This window comes from Geobacter sp. SVR (assembly GCF_016865365.1).
Lineage (GTDB): Bacteria > Desulfobacterota > Desulfuromonadia > Geobacterales > Pseudopelobacteraceae > Pelotalea.
The window spans coordinates 453,925-472,859 of sequence record NZ_AP024469.1 but is presented as its reverse complement, the minus strand read 5'-3'; the positions used below and the strand labels follow the sequence as shown (position 1 = coordinate 472,859).

Sequence of the window (18,935 nt, the reverse complement as noted above, 5' to 3'; positions counted from 1 at the left end):
GCATCCCGGCTATCCCTCTCCATCCGGCCCGGCAGGATACGTCACATGGATTCCGTCCACCTGTGCCATGCGGGTCACCTGATGAGGTTTTATGCCGGTGATGCTCAGGATATCCCTGACCTCTACCCCGCGTACGGTCAGAGAATCCGCGATCAGCGAACGGTGACACCGCCACGGCACCGCTTCGGCGCACATGATGGCGGTCGGTCGTTCATGGGCCAGTTCCAGCAGCTCTGCCAGGGCCGCGGCAAACTCCGCTGTCTGCATGTAATCCGCAAAGCCGCGGAACGACAGGTTATGCCAGCCGGTATTGACCGAATCGGCCCGGGCATGACGCAGCCCCCCGAGTTCCTTCATGTGCCGGTACCCGATGCGATGATGGCGGAGGAAGGCAGCCAGGGTTTCGCCGTTGAACTGCGGATTGTGCCGGGAACGAGGAATGGTGCGCACGTCCACCAGGCGCGCGACGCCATGATGACGCAGCAGTTCGAGGAAGTCATCCAGCGAACGGGTCGAGTGTCCAATGGTGTAGATCACCAGCTTGTCCGCCGCTATCTCTTCCTTCCGCTCCCGCACCGTCATGATCTCTCCCGTTCCGGCAGCGCGGCCGCAGTATGGCTGAAGCCGCCACGCCACGAAGCTGCGTGATTCCCTTGTAACAGCAAAAGCCCTGCATCGGAATGCAGGGCTGCTCTCTTTTCATCCATCCGGCCGGCCCTGGCCTCGGACGTCATTACCGGTCGGTGAGGTCCGGCCGGCAGCGTGGGGCTACTCGGGCAACTTCTGTACTTCCACTCCGAGGGCCCCGAGCTCCCCGGCCAGCATGGCGGCCAATCCCTCCAGACACCCGCCGACCTCCTCCGACATTTCCAGCCCCGTGTCGAATGATTTCGGTTCGACCCCCAGCAGCACCAGCTTCTCCGGCATGGTATCGGTCAGGCGTGCAATGGCAAGCAGGTCGGAAAGCCCCAGCTGATGGGGCGAAATTTTCCGGTCAAGCAGGGCCGGCACCTGCTCCGCTTCCAGCCTGACAAGGGTCCCGGCCGGTTTCCCGCTCTTGACCACATCCAGGATGACCAGACAGTCCCGCCCCTCGATATGGTGCAGCAGGTCGAGTCCGCTCGTGCCCCCGTCCAGGAGCTCCACTCCATCCGGAACAGTATAGGTCCGGGCAAAGACTTCCAACGCCCGCACACCTGCCCCCTCGTCCTGAAGGAGCAGGTTGCCGACGCCGAGCACCAGAATGTTCGCTTTGGGCTCCATAAGCTACAACGCCCTGACCGTGACCGCCTGATTGCGCTCCTTGTCCACCACATGAATGGCGCAGGCCAGGCAGGGATCGAAGGAATGCACCGTTCTCAGCACCTCCAGCGGCTTTTGGGGATCAGCCACGGGATTGCCCACCAGCGAGGCTTCATAGGGGCCGGGGCTGTCCTGGGCATTGCGCGGTCCGGAATTCCAGGTGGAGGGCACCACGGCCTGGTAATTCTTGATCTTGCCATTTTTGATGACCACCCAGTGGGAAAGCACACCCCGGGGAGCCTCATGCAGTCCCACTCCCCTGATTTCCCCTTTTGGAAATGCAGGGGGATTGAAGGTGGTGGTATCACCCTTGCCGATATTTTCCATCAGCGCCTGCCACTGATTCTGGAGGACATCGTTCAGAACCGCCGCCCGCACGGCACGGGCCGCATGGCGGCCGAGGGTCGAATGAAGCGCGGCGGCCGTTACCTGTTGGCCCGACAGACTGCTGATCAGGCTCAACGCCTTTTCGGTCTGCTTTCTGGTGGGGGCGTGGCCGGCAGCATACATGCCGAGCACATGGGCAAGCGGGCCGACCTGGGCGGGCAAGCCGTTGAAGGTAGGGGACTTGACCCAGGAATACTTGCCGTCATCCTGGAAGTCGGTGTAGTGCGGTTCGGTTTCCTCCTCCCAAGGGTGGCGGGTCCAGGCGCCATTGTACCAGGAATGCTTGATGCTTTCCTTGACCCCCTTCTTGATGGACTCGTCCTGGAAGCTCTTGATGGGCTGGAAGCCGGCCAGGTCGGCATTGGCGATATAGCCACCCGGCAGGGCGAACGCCGTTCCCTTGGTATCCATTGGAAAATCGGGTACGGACAGGTAGTTAGTCACGCCGGCGCCGTACCTGGTCCAATCCGTGTAGGCAGCGGCAATGGCGCAGACATCCTGGAAGTAGACCTGATTGACGAAGCTGCCCAGTTCGTCCATGAGGGTCTTGACGTAATAGAGCCGCTCCATGGTAAGGGTGGAGGGGCTGTCGGTGTTGATCGGATTGGCCACTCCCCCCACCGCGAGATTCTGGATATGAGGAGTCTTGCCCCCCAGGATGGAGACGATCATATTCGCTTTGCGCTGGACTTCCAGCGCCTGCAGGTAATGGGTTGCGGCCAGCAGGTTCACTTCCGGAGTGAGCTTCATGGCCGGATGCCCCCAGTAGCCGTTGGCGAAGATGCCCAACTGGCCGCTGCTCACGAAATTCTTCAGTTTCGCCTGGGCATCCTTGAAAACCTGGGTACTGTTCAGGGGCCAGGTTGACATATTCTGGGCCATTGCCGCCGTCTTCTGGGGATCCGCCTTCAGGGCAGAGGTGACATCGACCCAGTCCAGCGCCGAAAGGTGGTAAAAATGCACGATATGATCCTGGACGGCATGGGCCGCTATCATCATGTTCCTGATGTATTGCGCGTTGAGCGGAATCTCCAGGTTGAGGGCATTTTCCACCGATCTAACCGAAGCAATGGCATGCACGGTAGTGCAGACACCGCATATCCTCTGAGTATACAGCCAGGCCTCGCGCGGGTCCCTGTCCTTGAGTATCAGCTCGATTCCGCGCCACATCTGCCCCGACGACCATGCCTTGCTGACTTTGCCGTTATTTATTTCGCAGTCTACTCTCAGGTGTCCTTCAATCCGCGTTACCGGGTCAATAGTGATTCGCGTGGCCATATCGTCCTCCCCGTGCGTTCATTGGATGTGCAGAAAGTTCGGTTGCCGGTTCGTGTTGCGACATCAGTGGTGCGTCTCCGGGAACAGGTTCAGGTACTTGGCGCAGACCTTGAACCCCAGGATCGCGAAGGCCACCATGCCGGCCGTCAGCATGAATTCCATGATCGAGGGCATGTAGTCGCCGCCGGAACGGGTGGCAAACTCCGAAACCCCGAAAATGCCCACATTCAGCCGGTTCAGCAACACCCCCAGAATGACCATGATGTTGACTGCGAAGATCCGTTGCGGATCATGGCGCACGGAACGCAGCGAGAGCAGGGCCAGCGGCAGTACAACCCCCACCGCCATTTCCAGCAGCCACAGGTTTCCCAGAAAGCTTCCGTTCAGCACGGCTCCGATGCCGGGACCCGTCACCAGGTGGCCGATCTTCATGGCCAGGTACAAAGTTCCGCTGATCATCACCCCCCGGGCCAGACCGGTAATCACCTCCGAGGGCACCGTATGGTTGAAGACCTTGCCGGTCAGGATGGTTTCGAAACTGACCATGGAGATCCCCATCATGACCGCGGATATGAGGAACATGTAGGGCAGGTATTTGCTGTACCACAGCGCCGAGAGCTTGCCCGGAGCGATCAGGTAGACCGCGCCCAGGGAGGACTGGTGCAGAAGCGACAGCAGCACTCCGAACAGGACAATGCCGACCATGCAGCGGTTGACCCGCTCCAGGGCCCGCTTCCAGCCGAGCTTTTCAAACACCATCGGACTGGATTCGGTAGCCAGGGTGGAGGTGTAGAGCACGACGTGGATGGCGACGATGAACATGATCGAGTTGACCTGCCACATCACCATCGGATGCCAGATGACAAAGGAGCGGCCAATGTCGAGGCAGATCGAGATGGCTGCCAGGAGATAACCGAAAAAGGCATTCAGGATCGAGGCCCGGGCGATGCACTTGTATTTTTTCCAGTTAAGAATGTACACCGCTGCGGCGATCAGGAATCCGCCGGCCGCCATGGCCACCCCCCCCAGAACGTCAAAGGCGATCCACAACCCCCAAGGCCAGAGATCGTTCAGGTTGCTGGCCGCCCCGATTCCGAAAATCAACCGGTAGACCGCCGCCACGGCAGCCCCGGCCATCAGGAGCACCAGCAGCAGGGTAAAGGGAGTATTCATCCTGATCCCCAGGTGGGCGCTGTGGGAATCGTCCAGCATCTTGTTGAGCATGTCACCGTACTTGGGACCTAAGCGCTTGGTAAAGTCAATCATGGCTCGAGCCCTCCTTGTCCTTGCGGTGTGTCAGCTTGTACAGGGCCGTGCCCCCCAGGAAAACGCCTGCAAAGACCCAGGGAATTTTGGCGATGTAAGCCCAGGTGAGGGAGGGTAAATCGAAGTTGGCGATGTTTTTCCTGAACCCGAGCAGATCGAATGGCACCCCTGAAAGCATGAGGTTTTGCGTCCCTCCCGCCTCGGTCAGTCCATAGACGTGATTGATATAGTGGGCCATCTCCCGGCGGGTCCGTTCCCGGCTGTTGACCGTCTGGAGCGGAAACTCATATTCCTGGCCGGGCTTGAGGGCGAGCCTTTGCCGAGCTTCTGCACGCAGATCGCGCACCTTGCCGAAAACGGTGGCCCCGGTGGGGCAGTATTCGGCACAGGCAGCGTATTTCCCCTCCTTGTAGCGGTGATTGCAGAGCTGGCACTTCCTTACCTCCGGCCAGGCCGAGTCCCATTCGTAGCGCGGAACGCCGAAGGGGCAGGCGAGCTGGCAGTAGCGGCAGCCTATGCACTTGCTGGCCAGATAATAGACCGCCCCGTTTTCAGGGTCCTTCCTGAAGGCTCCCGCCGGACATACCGAGGCACAAGCCGGGGAGATGCAGTGCAGGCACTGCTGCTTGAAAAAGGCATAGCCGTTGACGGCGGTGTCTTTTGTGGCAGCCGTGCCGTTTTTGTAGACCTTGATGATGTTGAGGGTCTTGCCAGAAAGCTCCTGGGGGGCGTCCCACATATCCCCTTTGCCGGATAACTCCCCGCTCTCATACGGGGGAGCGGTCATTCCCTTGTTGTAAAGCGCCCCACCGGGTACGCTGTTCGTCTTCTTGCAGTTGACCATGCAGGATTTACAGCCGACACAGAGTGTCGCGTCGTAGAGGATGCCGACCGCCTGCGACGGCAGCTCCGTCGACATAGTCGCCTGGGCGCAGGGTATGCGGGAAGCCAGGAGTGCACCACCTCCGCCAGCGACGCTTTTCATGAATCTTCGTCTGCTGATCGTCATGGCTACCCCTCCTTGTGCGGGGTGTTCACCTCGCTGTTTCCGGACTGATTGTCCCGATGTCGGTCCCCCTTTTTGCCGAGTCCGGTCACCATGGCTGCGCCGGCAGCACCGGCCACCAGCCCGGCAGACCCGGCCGCCAGAGACTTGATATTCGGGGAGACACCCGGGGTGTTCGGGAAGGCCTCGCTAAAGAATACCGGAGGGGTCAGGTCCTTCAGGTTTGCCATCTGATGCAGCGGCGTTGAAAAACCGACCCCCTTTTCCGAGCACCCGAAGCATGGATGTCCGATCCCCACCGGCCAGGTGCCGGCACCGGTTTCGCCGAACAGCACCGAGGGACAGTTGGCGTAGGTTTCCGGCCCCTTGCAGCCAAGTTTGTACAGACAGGCTCCACTCCTGTGCTGAGCGTCGCCGAATTGCCCGGCGAATCTGCCGGCATCGAAATGGGGCCGTCGCTCGCAGTTTTCATGGATCAGCCGGCTGTAGGCGAATTTGGGGCGACCTTTCTGATCCAGCTCGGGGAGCTTGCTGTAGGTAATGAAATGCAGCACGGTCGAAAGCAGGTTATAGGGATTTGGCGGACAGCCGGGAATCGAAACCACGGGGCGGTTGGCCAGGATCTCCGGCACCCCCTTGGCCTGGGTGGGATTCGGTCCTGCGGCGGCGATGCCCCCCCACGAGGCGCACGACCCCATGGCCACGATGGCGCCGGCATGGGGAGCTGTTTCGTGCAGGATCTCCAGGGCGCTCTTGCCGGCGATCTTGCAGTAGATGCCTTTATCCCGGGTGGGGATGGCGCCGTCCACCACCAGGATGAACTTGCCTTTGTTTTCGGAGATCGAGGCGTGTTTGGCCGCCTCTGCCTGATGACCCGCCGCAGCGCTCAAGGTTTCGGAATAATCGAGCGAGATGAGGTCGAGCAGCAGATGCTCCAGGGTGGGGTGAGTGGAACGGAGCAAGGATTCGACGCAGCCGGTACATTCCTGGAATGAGAGCCAGATTACCGGTGGACGCCGGGGGTCGGCGACCGCCTCCGCGATCTTCGCGCCCGCACTGAGCGGCAGCCCCATGCCCACGGCCATGATCGAACAAAACTTCAGAAAATCCCTTCGGGAGACACCGCCAGATACCTTTTTACTGAATAAAAGATCTTCCGTTTTCATGTTTACCTCCGATGAATCCGCCAAGTGATGGTATCGAAATGAGGCCGATCTGAAGTAAAAACATGACCATCAGGTAGGCTGCATCCCCCTTTCTTTTTTATTTTAATAAGTATTTTATCATATTGTTTACAGAATGCCAGTTCGTGCGCAGCCTCTTTTTATCCATTTTTACTGATTTTTGATGGCATCCGACCCATTTTCAACAGCGAAACCATCAAAAGTCACTCCGCAGCGCCCGTTTTTTTCCTAAAAAAAATGACCCCCCGAAACGATCGGGAGGCCATTTTTTTTACAATGTTACGTTGTTTTGGAGGACAAAGCCGGATGCTGCCGGTGTTCCGTCGCCTACCCCAGAATGGCTTTCAGATCCGCATCCGCTGTGGTGATGGGGCCGATATTGAAGTTCTCCACCAGGAAGTTGAGCACGTTCGGCGTGATGAAAGCTGGCAGCGAGGGGCCGATCTTGATGTTCTTGATGCCCAGGTGCAGCAGGGTCAGCAGGATGACGACCGCTTTCTGCTCGTACCAGGAGAGCACCATCGAGAGCGGCAGATCGTTCACGCCGCAGTTGAAGGCACCTGCCAGGGCCACGGCAATCTGGATGGCCGAGTAGGCGTCGTTGCACTGGCCGATATCCAGCAGGCGCGGAATGCCGCCGATGTCGCCGAAATCGAGTTTGTTGAAACGGTACTTGCCGCAGGCCAGGGTCAGGATGACGGTGTCCTTGGGGGCCTTTTCGGCGAACTCGGTGTAGTAGTTACGGCCCGACTTGGCGCCGTCGCAGCCGCCGACCAGGAAGAAGTGCTTGATGTCGCCGGACTTGACCGCGGCGATGACCTTGTCTGCCACTCCCAGCACGGCGTTGTGGCCGAAGCCGGTCAGGATTTCCTGGCCCGGATTCTCGGGCAGCGACGGGGACTCCAGGGCTTTTTCGATTACGGCGGAGAAGTCCCAGCCGTCGATGTGCTTGATGCCGGGCCAGGCCACCAGGCCCCAGGTGAAGAGCCGGTCGGTATAGGAATCGGCCGGACGCTGGATGCAGTTGGTGTTGAAGATGATCGCACCGGGGAAAGTGGGGAATTCCTTGGCCTGATCCTGCCATGCGCCCCCGAAGTTGCCCACCAGGTGGCTGTACTTCTTCAGGCCGGGATAGCCGTGGGCCGGCAGCATTTCGCCGTGGGTATAGATGTTGATGCCTTTGCCTTCGGTCTGCTTGAGCAGTTCTTCCAGCATCTTCAGGTCATGGCCGGAAACGAGAATACCCTTGCCGGCCTTGGTGCCGAGCTGGACCGGGGTCGGTACCGGGTGGCCGTAGGTGTCAGTGTGGGCGGTGTTCAGGAGCCCCATCACGGTCAGGTTGTGCTGGCCGCACTCCATGGCGAGGCCGACGAAGTCCATCAGCCCGAGGTTGGCGTCGGTGGTGGCTGCCAGGGCACGCTGGAAGAAAGCCATTACCTGATCGTCGGTTTTACCCAGGATCATGGCATGATCCATATAGGCAGCCATACCTTTGAGGCCATACATCAGGATCTCGATCACGGAACGGATGTCTTCGTTGGCGTGCTGGGTATTGATGCCGTGGGCCTCGCCCTGGGCCACCATGCCGGCCAGATCTTCGGCCGGTTTCCAGTCGGCCGCCGGATTGGCGACGGCGGAGCCGTAGGCTGCCTTGGCCTTTTCCTTCAGCTCGTAGCACTGCTTGATCATGCCACCGATACGGGCAGGCTCGAAGTCGACGTTGGTGACGGTGGTAAAGAGCCCTTCAATGGTGAAACGATCGATCTCGGCATTGCGGCCGATTTTGTCGGCATACAGCGCCAGGCTTTTCAGACCGTAGACGAGGTGATCTTGCAGGGCAGCAACGTCCGGTTTCTTACCGCACACGCCGGAGATGTTGCATCCCGTTCCATTTGCCGCTTGTTCGCATTGGTTACAAAACATGTTGTTTCTCCTCCCGTTGAGTTTTGATGGTGCAAAGATGGTTACCTGTTTGGTGCGTTTATGTGGTATGAACACTACTGCAAACTACAGGCTGATAGTTTGACGAGGGTCAAATTTTATTCACTTTTTTGGGCGGGATCAAGTGGTAAGACTAATTTATGATCATGATCCGGATTTAACTCAACAGGGCATGTATCAATAATTCCCCAGGAGGTCAATATGTCAAAAGTGTATTTCGCTGATATGCGGGCCGGGCACAAGGAAAACCTGTTCGACAAGATCGGCAGGCTGCTCGCGCTGTGCGGCCTGGATCAGCGCGCCGGCGAGGGGGACCTGACCGCGGTCAAGATCCACTTCGGGGAGAAGGGCAATCATGCCTATATTCGCCCGGTCTTTGCCCGCAAGGTGGTGGAGGAGATCAAAAAGACCGGCGCCAAACCGTTTCTGACCGATTCATCCACCCTTTATCCCGGAGAACGCAAGGAAGCGGTCTCGGCCCTGGTGTGCGGCATCGAAAACGGCTTTGCCTACGCCTGCGTCGGGGCACCGCTGATCATCAGCGATGGTCTGCGGGGGGTGACCGAAACCGAGGTGGCCGTGGAGGGAGAGTTGCTGAAGTCGGCCTTCATCGGCACCGAGATCGTCGAGGCCGATGCCCTGGTGTGCCTGTCCCATTTCAAGTGCCATGAGTTGACCGGCTTCGGCGGCGCCATCAAGAACCTCGGCATGGGCTGCGCCAGCCGCAAGGGCAAGCTGATCCAGCACTCCACCGTGGCGCCCCGAGTGGCGGAAAAATACTGCACCGGCTGCGGGCTGTGCCTCAAGGCCTGCGCCCACGACGCGATCCGCATCATCGAGTCCAAGGCAACCATCGATCAGGAGCTGTGCGCCGGCTGCAGCCGCTGCATCACGGTCTGCCCGATCAAGGCGGTCAACATCCAGTGGAACGAGGCGGCCGACCTGGTCATGAAGAAGATGGCCGAGTATGCCAAGGCGTCGGTCAGCGGCAAGGAAGAGCGGATGGTGTATCTCAACTTCATCACCCAGGTCTCCCCGGCCTGCGACTGCTACGGCCACGCCGACGCCCCGATCGTCAATGACATCGGCATCTGCGCCTCGCTGGATCCGGTGGCCATCGACCAAGCCTGCGCCGACCTGGTCAACGCGGCCCGCGGCAATGAGGGCTCGGCCCTGAAGAGCGGCCATGAGCCCAAGGGAGACAAGTTCCGCGGCGTGTATCCGGAGATTCCCTGGGAGGTCCAGTTGGAGCACGGCGAGAAGATCGGGCTGGGGAGCAGGCGGTATGAGCTGGTGAAGATTTAAATTAACAATGGCCAAAGGACTTAAGGGACCACAAGGACAACAATGACGAATTTTGTCCTTGCTGTCCTCTGAGTCCTTTATGTCCCTTTCCATGGAGCTTTGCAATGCCCGAAAGCTTCATCCCGCCTCATGGCGGCTATCACAAGCTGCTTTCCTACCAGAAGGCAGAGATCGTCTATGACGCTACGGCTTATTTTTGTGACCGCTTCATTGACCGGCGTAGTCGTACCCATGACCAGATGATTCAGGCGGCGCGTTCGGGCAAACAGAACATCATCGAAGGGAGCATGGCCTCCGGCACCTCCAAAGAGATGGAGATCAAGCTGACTAACGTTGCAAGAGCGAGTCTGGAAGAGTTACTAGCTGACTATCGGGATTTTTTGAGAACCCGCGGATTGGCGGAATGGGATAAAAATCACCCCTATGCACAACGACTGCGGCAACTTAACCGGACACCGAACTCTACCTACGAGACATTCAGAAGGGGAATTGAGCACAATGATCCGGCAATTTCTGCCAATGTGATTATCGGGCTTATCAGGGTTACCAGTTTTCTGCTGGACAAACAGTTGAAGTCTCTGGAACAGGCTTTTCTCAAGGAAGGCGGCTTGCGGGAGCGGATGACTAGAGCGAGGCTTGAAACGAGAAAACGAGGTGGATGAGTCGAAAACGCCATTGACCTGTAGTGCCGCTGCTCTCACCGTCGGCAGCCATAAAAATATTTCAGGAGGCCCTTTATTGTGTACCGAATCGTAATCCCATTCATATTGCTGTTACTGAGCACAACCTGCGCCTTCGCCGCTGTGCCACCCTCCTCCATCAACCTGAGCGTGGATGCCTCTGCCAGCGATCTGGCCGCCATCATCAACCAGTCGCTCCCCCAGCAACTTTACAAAGGCCAGGGGGGCCTGGGGACATCGGTCACCGTGCTGCGCACCGGCCCGGCGGTCGTTACGGCGGCCGACAATTACGTCTATCTCACCCTGCCGGTGCAGCTGACCTTCAGCTATGCCCTGTACGAAAGCTATCCCCTTCGGGCAGGGCTGCGTTTCAAGGCCAAGGTGAACGTCACCCCGGACTGGCGTCTCAAGACCGAACTGTACTATACCGGCCTGTCGGACAATCTGGCCGATACGCTCAAGCTCGGCCCCTTGTCCCTGAAACCCAAAAGCATGGTCGAGGCGGTCTCCCAGCCGGTGCAGAAACTCCTCACCCCTGTCATCGACACGAAGATCAACGATGCCGTCCAGCTCAGATCGCGGGTCGCCCCCTTGTGGCAGAATGCTTTTTCCCCGATCCTGGTCAGCAAGGAATTCAGCGCCTGGCTGAAGCTTACCCCTGAAAAGATCGTCATGAGTCCGCTCCTGGCGGCAAACAATCAGATTCAGCTGTCGCTCGGCGTCATTACCGGTGCCGAGGTAACGGTAGGCCCGAGGCCGGCTGCAGCTTCCGCCAGGCCGCTGCCTCCCGTACAGCAATTGTCATCCTTCGACAAAAGTTTTCATATCCAGCTGGCCACCGACATCTTCTTCGCCGATCTGGTGAATTCGCTGAACCCCGTGCTGCTGGACAAGACCTTTGGCGAGGACAAGAAGATCACCATAAAGAGCTTCAGCCTGAAGGGTGAAAACGGACGGCTGGTGGTCGTTCTGACCACCACCGGAGATTTTGACGGGCAGTTGACGCTGTTTGCCAAGCCAGTGCACAACGTCCAGAACAATACGCTGACCTTCGAGGAGGTCGACTTCGACACCAAGAACGCCGGGTGGCTGATCAGCGTCGGAAGCTGGCTCTTCAGCAGCACCATTCGCGACACGATCAAGACCAAGCTTGACGCCTCGGTCGTGGAACAGTTGGAGCAGGCCAGGCTCAAAGCCTCCTCGGCATTGTCCTCAACGCAAATAGCCGAGCATGTAAAAATGAGCGGTGCAGTCAGATCCTTGGCTCTTGGCGATGCAACCGTCAAGGACGATCGCTTGTCGGTTCAGGTCATTGCCCAGGGTGAGTCGCGGGTCAGCCTGAAATAACGACATGGATAAGCGGGCGAAGTGGTAAAAAGGAAGATTCGGCAATGAAAGCAGTCATTCAACGCGTTACATCGGCGTCGGTTGCTGTCAATGGGGAGATCGTCGGCCGAATCGGCCGGGGCATCCTGGTGCTGCTGGGGATTGAAAAAGGGGATCGAGAGGAGCAGGCCGACTGGCTGGCGGAGAAGATCGTCACCCTGCGGATCTTCGAAGACGAGGCCGGCAAGATGAACCTGTCGCTGCTGGACATCTGCGGAGAGCTGCTGGCAGTATCGCAGTTCACTCTAGCGGGCAACTGCGCCAAGGGGCGCCGCCCCTCCTTCGATACGGCCGCCCCGCCGGAAGAGGGAAAACGGCTGTACGACTATTTCGTCGAGGCGGCCCGACGACTGGGACTGCCGGTCGCCACCGGCATTTTCCAGGCCGACATGCAGGTGTCGCTGGTCAACGACGGACCGGTAACCTTCATACTTCAGAGATGAAACAGGTTGAGGTTAAGGTTGAGTAAAAGCTTTTCCTTAACCTCAACCTCTAACCTCAGCCTAGCTTTTCTTCACTTCCGCCAGCTTCTCGGTAATCACCCGCAGATGCTCGATTTCCTCGTTTCTGAGAGTCTCCAGCATGGCCTTGCCCTCCGGGTCACCGGCACGGGCGATCAAAGCTTCGTAGTGTTCGATGCCCCGTTTCTCGATGCCCTGGGCGATCTCCAGCGCAACGATATCGTCGGTGTCGAAGCTGACCTTCTGCTCATCGGCGCCGGCCGGGGCCAGCGCGAAGTCGGAGCCGCCGTAAAATACCCACCGCCCGCTTTCATGCAGCGAATTGTACAGGTCGGAAAGCTTCAGGTAATGGGCCTCCTCGGTCTTGGCCAGCCATTTGAAAATGCGCTTGCCCGCCGTGTTGAAGGTGGTGTGCTCAGCCTTGGTGTAAAAATCGAAGGTTTCCTTCTCCAGCTCGATGGCCCGCATGACTGCGTCCAGCAACTCCTTGTTCTCGCTCATACACATTCTCCTTTAGAGATATAAACCCGGCTTTGCACCTAATCCGATTCAGCATTTTCCGTTGGCCAGCAATTCGTCCAGCCGCAGCAACTGTTCGACGCTCTGACTGAGAAAAATCGGACAGCCCTTCTGTTCCGGAAGCCTCAGATCGACCTCGTAGCGGTCGCCGACAAACAGCACTTCGGCCGGCTTCGACCCGACCGCAGCCAGAATCTGCTCCAGCCGGATGTCGTCCGGCTTGGCCCGCCACCCGTCGTCGATGGAAAACAGGCCGTCCACGCTGGCGCTGAACCCCAGGTAATCGATGATGCGGGTTGCCACCGCCTGGTTGTTGTTGGTGTAGATATACAGCGAAAAACGCCGGTGCAGGCGCTCCAGAAGCGCTATCACCCGGTTGTCCCGCATCAGAAACGATTCGGGCCGCAAGTGCCTCTCGAAGTGGGCATGCAGCGCCGGGATGCTGCCCCCCAGCTCGGTGCAGACCGCACTCAACGTCTGGACCGCCCCGGTTGCCTCGGCCAGGCGCACACGGGTGGCGGCCATCAGCCGGCGCATCTCATCCCGGGAAAGCCCCTTCAGGTCTGCCATATAGGCGGCCGCCTCATCCTGAATGGTGGCGGCAAAGGCGTCCGAGACATACAGGGTGCCATCCAGATCGAACACGATCGAGCGGATATCGTGGGAACCGTTCAACGGCATCCTCAGCCCCCGATCCCGCGCTGGCAGCGCAACCGGGGAGTCTCGACCCCTTTGGACTGGATCAGCACCCGGAAGGTGTCGCCCATGCCCCCTTCGGGCATGATCAGCTTCTTGAGCGCCAACCTGACCCGCAGTTTTTCCTCTTCGGAGCGGTCGGAACGCTCCAGGTCCTCCAGCTCTTCAATGATGCCGCTTGAAATCAGGAAACGGTACTGCTCGCCGAACCAGACCTCCTGCAGCCCCAGCTCTTCGCCGCGCCGGATCAGGCTGGTGAAATCGACGTGCGAGGTGATGTCCTGCTGTCCCAGGCGGATATAGGGATTGTCCTCGATCGTGTGACGATGGTAGCACAACAGCGTGCCGCGGTTGCGATGGGGAGCGAAGAGCTCCTTGGCCGGGAACCCGTAATCGACGGTCAGAATGAAACCCTGTCGCAACGCCCGTGCAGCGGTTGCCAGCCAGCCAAGCCCCGCCAGGTTGATCTCGGCCTCCTTGCCGGGGTGAAGTTCTATGCCGATCCTCTCCAGGTAGCCGGCAATCTCCGGGGTCGACAGCGGCCCCGCCTCCTCGGCCAGCATACCCTCCCTCATGGCGACATAGATCTCCTGCAGCCCCTCTTCGGTCATCACGACCCGATGGACCGGCATGGCATCGATCAGTTCATTGGAGTAGAGGCAGCCGCTGAAGGTGAAGGAGCCACTGGTGAGAGCTTCGGGCGTCAGCCAGCTGACCCGTTGGCGGTGCGCTTCCAGGAGCCCGGCCTGGGCCGCCTCCAGCGATGGTTCCCGCTCCACCAGCACCAAGTTGAGAACCCGGTACAGGTCCGATTCTCGTTCGGCCAGGTAACCCATGATGTCGCAGGCCAGCCGGCCGTTGCCGGCCCCGCATTCCACCAGGGTGAATTCCTCCGGGGTGCCCATGCTGCGCCACATTTGGGCGATCTCCCGCGCAATGACCCGGCCGAAGGCGGCATGCACCGAGATGCTGGTGTAGAAATCCCCTTCGGCACCGACCTTGCGGCCGGGAGAGGTATAGTAGCCCAGGCCCGGTTCATAGAGACACGCCTCCATGAAGGCGGCAAAGGTAATGCGTCCCTGGTCGGCAATACGGGCGGTAATGATGTCGGTGAGCTGTGTCGTATCTGTCATGATGTCTTCATTCCTGAAAATAAAAGAGGGGCATCATTTATAAATCACTGTACCGGCATTGTCAAACAATGGAGCCTGGAGATTCTCCGCCTGCGCCCGCACTTCCACCAGAGTCGTGCAGGCCCCGGAGCCTCTGCATCACAGTGTCACGTGCCAGGAAAATCGGTCGCCCCGATGCCCGCCTTTTTCTCTTTCTTGCGATAGAATTCCCGCATTCCGCGGAGCTGCTGCTTGATCTCGCGCCGCCACTCGGGGGGCTCCAGCAGTTCGGCGTGCACACCATAGGAGAGGATCCACGAGATCAACTCCATCTTGCCCGCTGCCTCAAAGGCGATCGTGACCCGCCCCTCCCTGTCGCTGGCTACGCTCTGGCCAGGCATCCAGAGGCGGCCCATGACCGTATGGGCCACCTCGGCCGAGAAGCGCGCCTTCACGTTCACCGGCTGTTCATTCACCAGTCCGAAGGCCTTGGTGAAGTGATTCTCCGGCCGGTAGCCCTCCGGCATTTCAAAGCGCTGGCGGGTGACCTCGATCCCGCGGATGCGCTCCAGGGCGAACAACCGCACACCCTTGCGGTTGTGCGCCAGCCCCAGCAGGTAGATGCCCCCCTTGTGAAAGACCAGGGTATAGGGGTCCAGCTCGTAGGATTCGGCCCGGCCCCGCCCTTTCTTTGCATAGTCGAGCCGGATGCGGTACTGGTGCAGCAGGGCCCGCTGCAGCTCCTCCACATGCCCGGCAGCGGCCGAATAGTCGCGGGCGCCGTGCAGAAGCGGCAGCGACACGCGGGCTATCCGCTCCAGGTGGGCCACGTAGCGGTCGGGCAGAACCGAGGTGATCGAGCGGAACAGCTCATCGATGCCGGCCTGAAAAGGGGTGCCGCCCAGGTGGGCGCCCAGCGAGCGCAGCAGGTAGAGCGACATCAACTGCTGCAGCGTAAAGGTGATCGGCGGGATGTTGCGTGAGCGGGTCAGGAAGCCGTAAACCTTCCTGCCCTCCTGCCACTCGGAGGTCAGGGTGTAGCCAGCCTCCTCCACGGCGTTCAAATCACGGTGGATCGTACGCCGGTCAACGCCGCATTCCTCGGCCAGATCATCGAGAGTCATGCCGCGCCGCGCCTCCAGCAGGCGGATGATGGTATGCAGCCGCCCCGCCTGTGAATATTTCTTCGCCGGTTTGCCCTTTTGCATATTCACTCCTTGCCGAAAAAGAAATTCCCGTTACAATGGGAGCCATTTCTCCATGGGGACCTGAAGGCAAGGGTATTGTAACGAATTGGGCAATTTTGACAATATAGTATTGACGTATCCTGTCGTACTGCACGACTGGCTCAGCCAGCCCGGCTACGGCTCACTTTTCACGATGAGCCTGCTGGCATCCACGCTGGTGCCGATCGGATCCGAATGGCTGCTGGTTCTGATGCTGGTCAAGGGCTATTCCGTTCCGGCCACGATCACGGTCGCCACCGCCGGCAACTGCCTGGGAGCGGTCACCACCTACCTGGCCGGCGTCTACGGTGGCACCTGGCTGATCGAACGTGTGTTCCGCGTCTCAAAAGAACAGCAGGAGCGAGCCCGGGCCTATTACCAGAGGTACGGCACGTTCTCGCTCTTTTTTTCCTGGGTGCCGCTGATCGGCGACCCGCTCTGCCTGGTGGGGGGCATGATGCGCATCAACTTCTGGCTCTTCGCGCTGCTGGTCGCCTCGGGCAAATTGCTGCGCTACATCGTCACGGCCTGGATAACCCTCAGAACCATCGCCTGAGCAACAGGTGCCAGACGAGCTCCCGACAGAGGTATCACGGAAACGCGGCCCCACGGGAAAAATCGGTGACCCGACGGCTTTTTGGCCTTCCCGGGTCGATCCGGCGGAAGGATAACGGGATGGCGTGCCGCAACGAGGAATATCCACGATGAACGATCCCATTCAACTGAGCGTTCTCGATCACCATTTCGCTGACTTCATCAACGGGATCGACGACAGTCCGGGCAGAGAACTATGGCTGGCTGCGGCTCTGACCAGCGCGGCAGCCTCCCGCGGACATGCCTGCCTGGACCTGGCAGAGGGAAGCGGGCAGGGCGTGCTACCGTTCCAACCGGGAGAAAGGCTGCTGACGCCGCAGACTGAACCGTGGCAGCAGGTCCTGGCAGCCTGCAGCACGGTGGGGCAGCCGGGAGACTACACCCCATTGGTGCTGGATGGAGCCGGACGGCTCTACCTGCATCGCTCTTGGAATCATGAATGCCTGATAGCCGAGGGCATCCTGGCCCGCTCGGCAGCCGTGACGTTCGACCGGGAGCTGCTGCAGAAGGGGCTGGACCGTTATTTTCCGTCCGGAGACGGTCAGACCGACTGGCAGCGCGTGGCCGCAACGGCGGCCGTAACCAGAGGCTTCACGGTGGTCTCCGGCGGGCCCGGCACCGGCAAGACCACTACCGTCGCACGAATACTGGCCCTGCTGATCGAACAGGCCGGTGCGCGCGACCTGCGTATTGCCCTGACCGCCCCCACCGGCAAGGCTGCCATGCGCCTGCGCCAGTCAATCCTGCAGGCCATCGAGCGGCTGGAGCTGAGCGATGAGGTCCGGGAGCGCATACCGGACGACGTGCAGACCATCCACCGCCTGCTGGGGGTGTCCGGCTCCACCGGCTTCCGCCATAACCGCAGCCACCCGCTGGAATGCGATCTGCTGGTTGTGGATGAGGTCTCGATGGTCGATCTGCCGCTGATGGCCAGACTGCTCGACGCGCTTCCGCTCTCTGCCCGGGTGATCCTGCTGGGGGACCGGGACCAGCTCGCTTCGGTCGAGGCGGGTGCCGTGCTGGCCGATATCTGCAACCATGGCCGACAGGTACCCTTTTCTGAAGCCTTCCGCTCACTGCTGAGAGATACCGGCACTCCGCTCCCTGACGCGGAACCCGCCTCAGGGAGCGCTCATGCACCTCTGGCCGATGCTGTAGTCCAACTGCGTACCAGTTACCGTTTCGGCGATGCCAGCGCCATCGGCACCGTGAGCCGTCTGATCAATGCGGGCGAGGCTGGCAAGGCGTTCGATCTGCTGCAATCGGGCAGCCATGCTGATCTGCTGTGGCGGCAGATCCCCGAGGGGGCGGCTTTCGAGGAGGCTTTTGCGGCAGCCGTAACGGAAGGGTACGCCCCTTACGCCGCAGCCACGAGCCCGGAAGCGGGACTGGAGCAGTTGGAGCGTTTCCGGGTGCTTTCGCCCTACCGCGAAGGCCTCGGCGGAGTGCGACACCTGAACCGGCTGGCGGAACACGCCCTGGGGCTGCGCCGCCCGGAAGGGCAAACCTGCAGTGGTCTGGCGGTAATGGTAACCGGCAACAGCTATGAATTGGGGCTCTTCAACGGTGATACCGCCGTGCTGATGAAGGCCGAAGACAACGACCGCATGACCGCATTTTTTTCCGATCCCCACGGTGGACTCAGGTCCCTCTCACCGCTGCGTCTGCCTCCCTGGGAACCTGCCTTTGCCTTGACAGTCCACAAAAGCCAGGGCTCCGAATTCGATCGGGTATTGCTGATACTTCCGGACCGCATTTCCGAGGCGCTCAGCCGCGAGCTGCTCTATACCGCCGTCACCAGGGCCCGCAGCCGGATCGAGATCTGGGGAACGGAAGAGGCCCTCCGGTTTGCCGTGGAGCGCCGTATCGTGCGGAATTCCGGCCTGCGTGACAGACTGTGGATCTGACCTGATGTCGCCTGTCGCAACCGCCATGCGCGCCCGGCTTCTCTTCGATTCGCCACCTTTCGGGAGGGCGCGATGAATTTTCTTTTCCACCTGCTGCTGTCCGGGGACGATGGAGACCTATTGACCGGCAACTTCATGGGGGATTTCGTCAAGGGTCCCCTGGTGAAGAGTTATCCGGAGGGAATCGAGCAGGGGCTCAGGCTCCATCGCGGCATCGACGCCTTTGCCGAACGGTCACTCCCGTTCCGGCACAGCCGGCAGATGCTTTCCCCGCACTACGGCCTGTACCGCGGCGTGCTGGTCGATCTGTTCTACGATCATTTCCTGGTGGTGGAGTGGATCGAATGGTCGCCGGAGAGCTTCGAAAGTTACCTGGTCCGGGCGCGCTCGATGGTCGAGCGCAACCGGGAGTGGCTGCCGCCGAACCTCCAGTCGCTCGTACCGATCATCTTCGAGGAACTGCTCCCCTCCTATCGGGAGATTTCAGGCATCGGCAGGGCACTGGAACGCATGGCGCAACGGGTCAGGCGGCCGAACCCGCTGGCCGGCGGCCAACAGGAACTGGTGGAGCATTACCAGGACCTGCGGGACGACTTTCACAGTTTCATGCCGCAGGTACGCCGGTTCGTCCGCCACTTCGCGAACGGCGCCGAGTAAGAGCCTGGCTCGCCGGTTTGATGCTACA

Annotated in this window: 18 protein-coding genes; 7 read left to right on the top strand and 11 right to left on the bottom strand. The window is 60.0% G+C overall.

Translation table 11 applies throughout. The features are described from left to right. Positions 1-9: 9 nt before the first annotated feature. From GSVR_RS02390 to hcp, 7 genes are all read right to left on the bottom strand, one after another. A complete protein-coding gene (locus tag GSVR_RS02390; RefSeq protein WP_173201183.1) occupies positions 10-582 on the bottom strand; it encodes a DUF488 family protein in 573 nt (190 codons plus the stop codon). 186 nt (positions 583-768) lie between these two features. Continuing rightward, positions 769-1,263: a HyaD/HybD family hydrogenase maturation endopeptidase gene (locus GSVR_RS02385; RefSeq protein ID WP_173201181.1), complete on the bottom strand. Its 495-nt coding sequence runs from the start codon at positions 1,261-1,263 to the stop codon at positions 769-771. 3 nt (positions 1,264-1,266) lie between these two features. Next, positions 1,267-2,967 carry a nickel-dependent hydrogenase large subunit gene (locus GSVR_RS02380; RefSeq protein WP_173201179.1) on the bottom strand — a complete coding sequence of 567 codons (1,701 nt, stop codon included), beginning with the start codon at positions 2,965-2,967 and terminating at the stop codon, positions 1,267-1,269. Positions 2,968-3,030: 63 nt separating this feature from the next. Further along, positions 3,031-4,233, bottom strand: coding sequence for an NrfD/PsrC family molybdoenzyme membrane anchor subunit (gene nrfD, locus GSVR_RS02375; RefSeq protein ID WP_173201177.1), 1,203 nt, complete (start codon positions 4,231-4,233; stop codon positions 3,031-3,033). Further along, the gene (gene hybA / locus GSVR_RS02370) at positions 4,226-5,242 is read right to left on the bottom strand and encodes a hydrogenase 2 operon protein HybA (RefSeq protein WP_173201175.1); all 1,017 of its coding nucleotides are present in this window, start codon (positions 5,240-5,242) and stop codon (positions 4,226-4,228) included. Before hybA ends, nrfD begins: the two co-directional genes overlap by 8 nt. A 2-nt stretch (positions 5,243-5,244) precedes the next feature. Beyond that, positions 5,245-6,405: a hydrogenase small subunit gene (locus tag GSVR_RS02365; RefSeq protein WP_173201173.1), complete on the bottom strand. Its 1,161-nt coding sequence runs from the start codon at positions 6,403-6,405 to the stop codon at positions 5,245-5,247. 345 nt (positions 6,406-6,750) lie between these two features. Next, on the bottom strand, positions 6,751-8,346 hold the full coding sequence (gene hcp / locus GSVR_RS02360) for a hydroxylamine reductase (protein WP_173201171.1): 1,596 nt from the start codon (positions 8,344-8,346) through the stop codon (positions 6,751-6,753). Between the two features lie 219 nt (positions 8,347-8,565). Between hcp and GSVR_RS02355 the strand changes: the two genes are divergently transcribed. The 4 genes from GSVR_RS02355 to dtd all read left to right on the top strand — a co-directional run bounded on the left by GSVR_RS02355 (position 8,566) and on the right by dtd (position 12,178). Continuing rightward, on the top strand, positions 8,566-9,669 hold the full coding sequence (locus tag GSVR_RS02355) for a DUF362 domain-containing protein (protein ID WP_173201169.1): 1,104 nt from the start codon (positions 8,566-8,568) through the stop codon (positions 9,667-9,669). Between the two features lie 104 nt (positions 9,670-9,773). Beyond that, a complete protein-coding gene (locus GSVR_RS02350; RefSeq protein ID WP_173201167.1) occupies positions 9,774-10,331 on the top strand; it encodes a four helix bundle suffix domain-containing protein in 558 nt (185 codons plus the stop codon). Positions 10,332-10,409: 78 nt separating this feature from the next. Then, the gene (locus GSVR_RS02345) at positions 10,410-11,696 is read left to right on the top strand and encodes a DUF4403 family protein (protein ID WP_173201165.1); all 1,287 of its coding nucleotides are present in this window, start codon (positions 10,410-10,412) and stop codon (positions 11,694-11,696) included. A 44-nt stretch (positions 11,697-11,740) separates the two neighbouring features. Continuing rightward, a complete protein-coding gene (gene dtd, locus GSVR_RS02340; protein ID WP_173201163.1) occupies positions 11,741-12,178 on the top strand; it encodes a D-aminoacyl-tRNA deacylase in 438 nt (145 codons plus the stop codon). 60 nt (positions 12,179-12,238) lie between these two features. Here the strand turns inward: dtd and GSVR_RS02335 are convergent, their stop codons facing one another. From GSVR_RS02335 to GSVR_RS02320, 4 genes are all read right to left on the bottom strand, one after another. Beyond that, complete coding sequence (locus tag GSVR_RS02335; protein WP_173201161.1) at positions 12,239-12,697, bottom strand: ferritin family protein; 459 nt, start codon at positions 12,695-12,697, stop codon at positions 12,239-12,241. Between the two features lie 48 nt (positions 12,698-12,745). After that, positions 12,746-13,396, bottom strand: coding sequence for an HAD family hydrolase (locus tag GSVR_RS02330; protein WP_173201159.1), 651 nt, complete (start codon positions 13,394-13,396; stop codon positions 12,746-12,748). A 2-nt stretch (positions 13,397-13,398) separates the two neighbouring features. Further along, positions 13,399-14,544 carry a class I SAM-dependent methyltransferase gene (locus GSVR_RS02325; RefSeq protein WP_173201157.1) on the bottom strand — a complete coding sequence of 382 codons (1,146 nt, stop codon included), beginning with the start codon at positions 14,542-14,544 and terminating at the stop codon, positions 13,399-13,401. Between the two features lie 146 nt (positions 14,545-14,690). Next, positions 14,691-15,731, bottom strand: a complete 1,041-nt coding sequence (locus GSVR_RS02320) for a YafY family protein (protein ID WP_173201155.1) — start codon at positions 15,729-15,731, stop codon at positions 14,691-14,693. A gap of 109 nt (positions 15,732-15,840) precedes the next feature. On the opposite strand from GSVR_RS02320, the gene GSVR_RS02315 reads away from it, so the two are divergent. From GSVR_RS02315 to GSVR_RS02305, 3 genes are all read left to right on the top strand, one after another. Continuing rightward, positions 15,841-16,305, top strand: a complete 465-nt coding sequence (locus tag GSVR_RS02315; protein WP_305040941.1) for a YqaA family protein — start codon at positions 15,841-15,843, stop codon at positions 16,303-16,305. Between the two features lie 148 nt (positions 16,306-16,453). Beyond that, on the top strand, positions 16,454-18,250 hold the full coding sequence (recD, locus tag GSVR_RS02310; protein ID WP_173201153.1) for an exodeoxyribonuclease V subunit alpha: 1,797 nt from the start codon (positions 16,454-16,456) through the stop codon (positions 18,248-18,250). A gap of 72 nt (positions 18,251-18,322) precedes the next feature. Beyond that, the gene (locus tag GSVR_RS02305) at positions 18,323-18,907 is read left to right on the top strand and encodes an ACP phosphodiesterase (protein WP_173201151.1); all 585 of its coding nucleotides are present in this window, start codon (positions 18,323-18,325) and stop codon (positions 18,905-18,907) included. Positions 18,908-18,935: the final 28 nt, after the last annotated feature.

Coding starts and splice junctions, on each gene's coding strand:
- GSVR_RS02355 (WP_173201169.1), top strand. CDS start 8,566: ATGTCAAAAGTGTATTTCGCTGATATGCGGGCCGGGCACAAGGAAAAC.
- GSVR_RS02390 (WP_173201183.1), bottom strand. CDS start 582: ATGACGGTGCGGGAGCGGAAGGAAGAGATAGCGGCGGACAAGCTGGTG.
- GSVR_RS02350 (WP_173201167.1), top strand. CDS start 9,774: ATGCCCGAAAGCTTCATCCCGCCTCATGGCGGCTATCACAAGCTGCTT.
- GSVR_RS02380 (WP_173201179.1), bottom strand. CDS start 2,967: ATGGCCACGCGAATCACTATTGACCCGGTAACGCGGATTGAAGGACAC.
- nrfD (WP_173201177.1), bottom strand. CDS start 4,233: ATGATTGACTTTACCAAGCGCTTAGGTCCCAAGTACGGTGACATGCTC.
- GSVR_RS02320 (WP_173201155.1), bottom strand. CDS start 15,731: ATGCAAAAGGGCAAACCGGCGAAGAAATATTCACAGGCGGGGCGGCTG.
- GSVR_RS02385 (WP_173201181.1), bottom strand. CDS start 1,263: ATGGAGCCCAAAGCGAACATTCTGGTGCTCGGCGTCGGCAACCTGCTC.
- recD (WP_173201153.1), top strand. CDS start 16,454: ATGAACGATCCCATTCAACTGAGCGTTCTCGATCACCATTTCGCTGAC.
- GSVR_RS02325 (WP_173201157.1), bottom strand. CDS start 14,544: ATGACAGATACGACACAGCTCACCGACATCATTACCGCCCGTATTGCC.
- dtd (WP_173201163.1), top strand. CDS start 11,741: ATGAAAGCAGTCATTCAACGCGTTACATCGGCGTCGGTTGCTGTCAAT.
- GSVR_RS02365 (WP_173201173.1), bottom strand. CDS start 6,405: ATGAAAACGGAAGATCTTTTATTCAGTAAAAAGGTATCTGGCGGTGTC.
- hybA (WP_173201175.1), bottom strand. CDS start 5,242: ATGACGATCAGCAGACGAAGATTCATGAAAAGCGTCGCTGGCGGAGGT.
- GSVR_RS02330 (WP_173201159.1), bottom strand. CDS start 13,396: ATGCCGTTGAACGGTTCCCACGATATCCGCTCGATCGTGTTCGATCTG.
- GSVR_RS02335 (WP_173201161.1), bottom strand. CDS start 12,697: ATGAGCGAGAACAAGGAGTTGCTGGACGCAGTCATGCGGGCCATCGAG.
- hcp (WP_173201171.1), bottom strand. CDS start 8,346: ATGTTTTGTAACCAATGCGAACAAGCGGCAAATGGAACGGGATGCAAC.
- GSVR_RS02305 (WP_173201151.1), top strand. CDS start 18,323: ATGAATTTTCTTTTCCACCTGCTGCTGTCCGGGGACGATGGAGACCTA.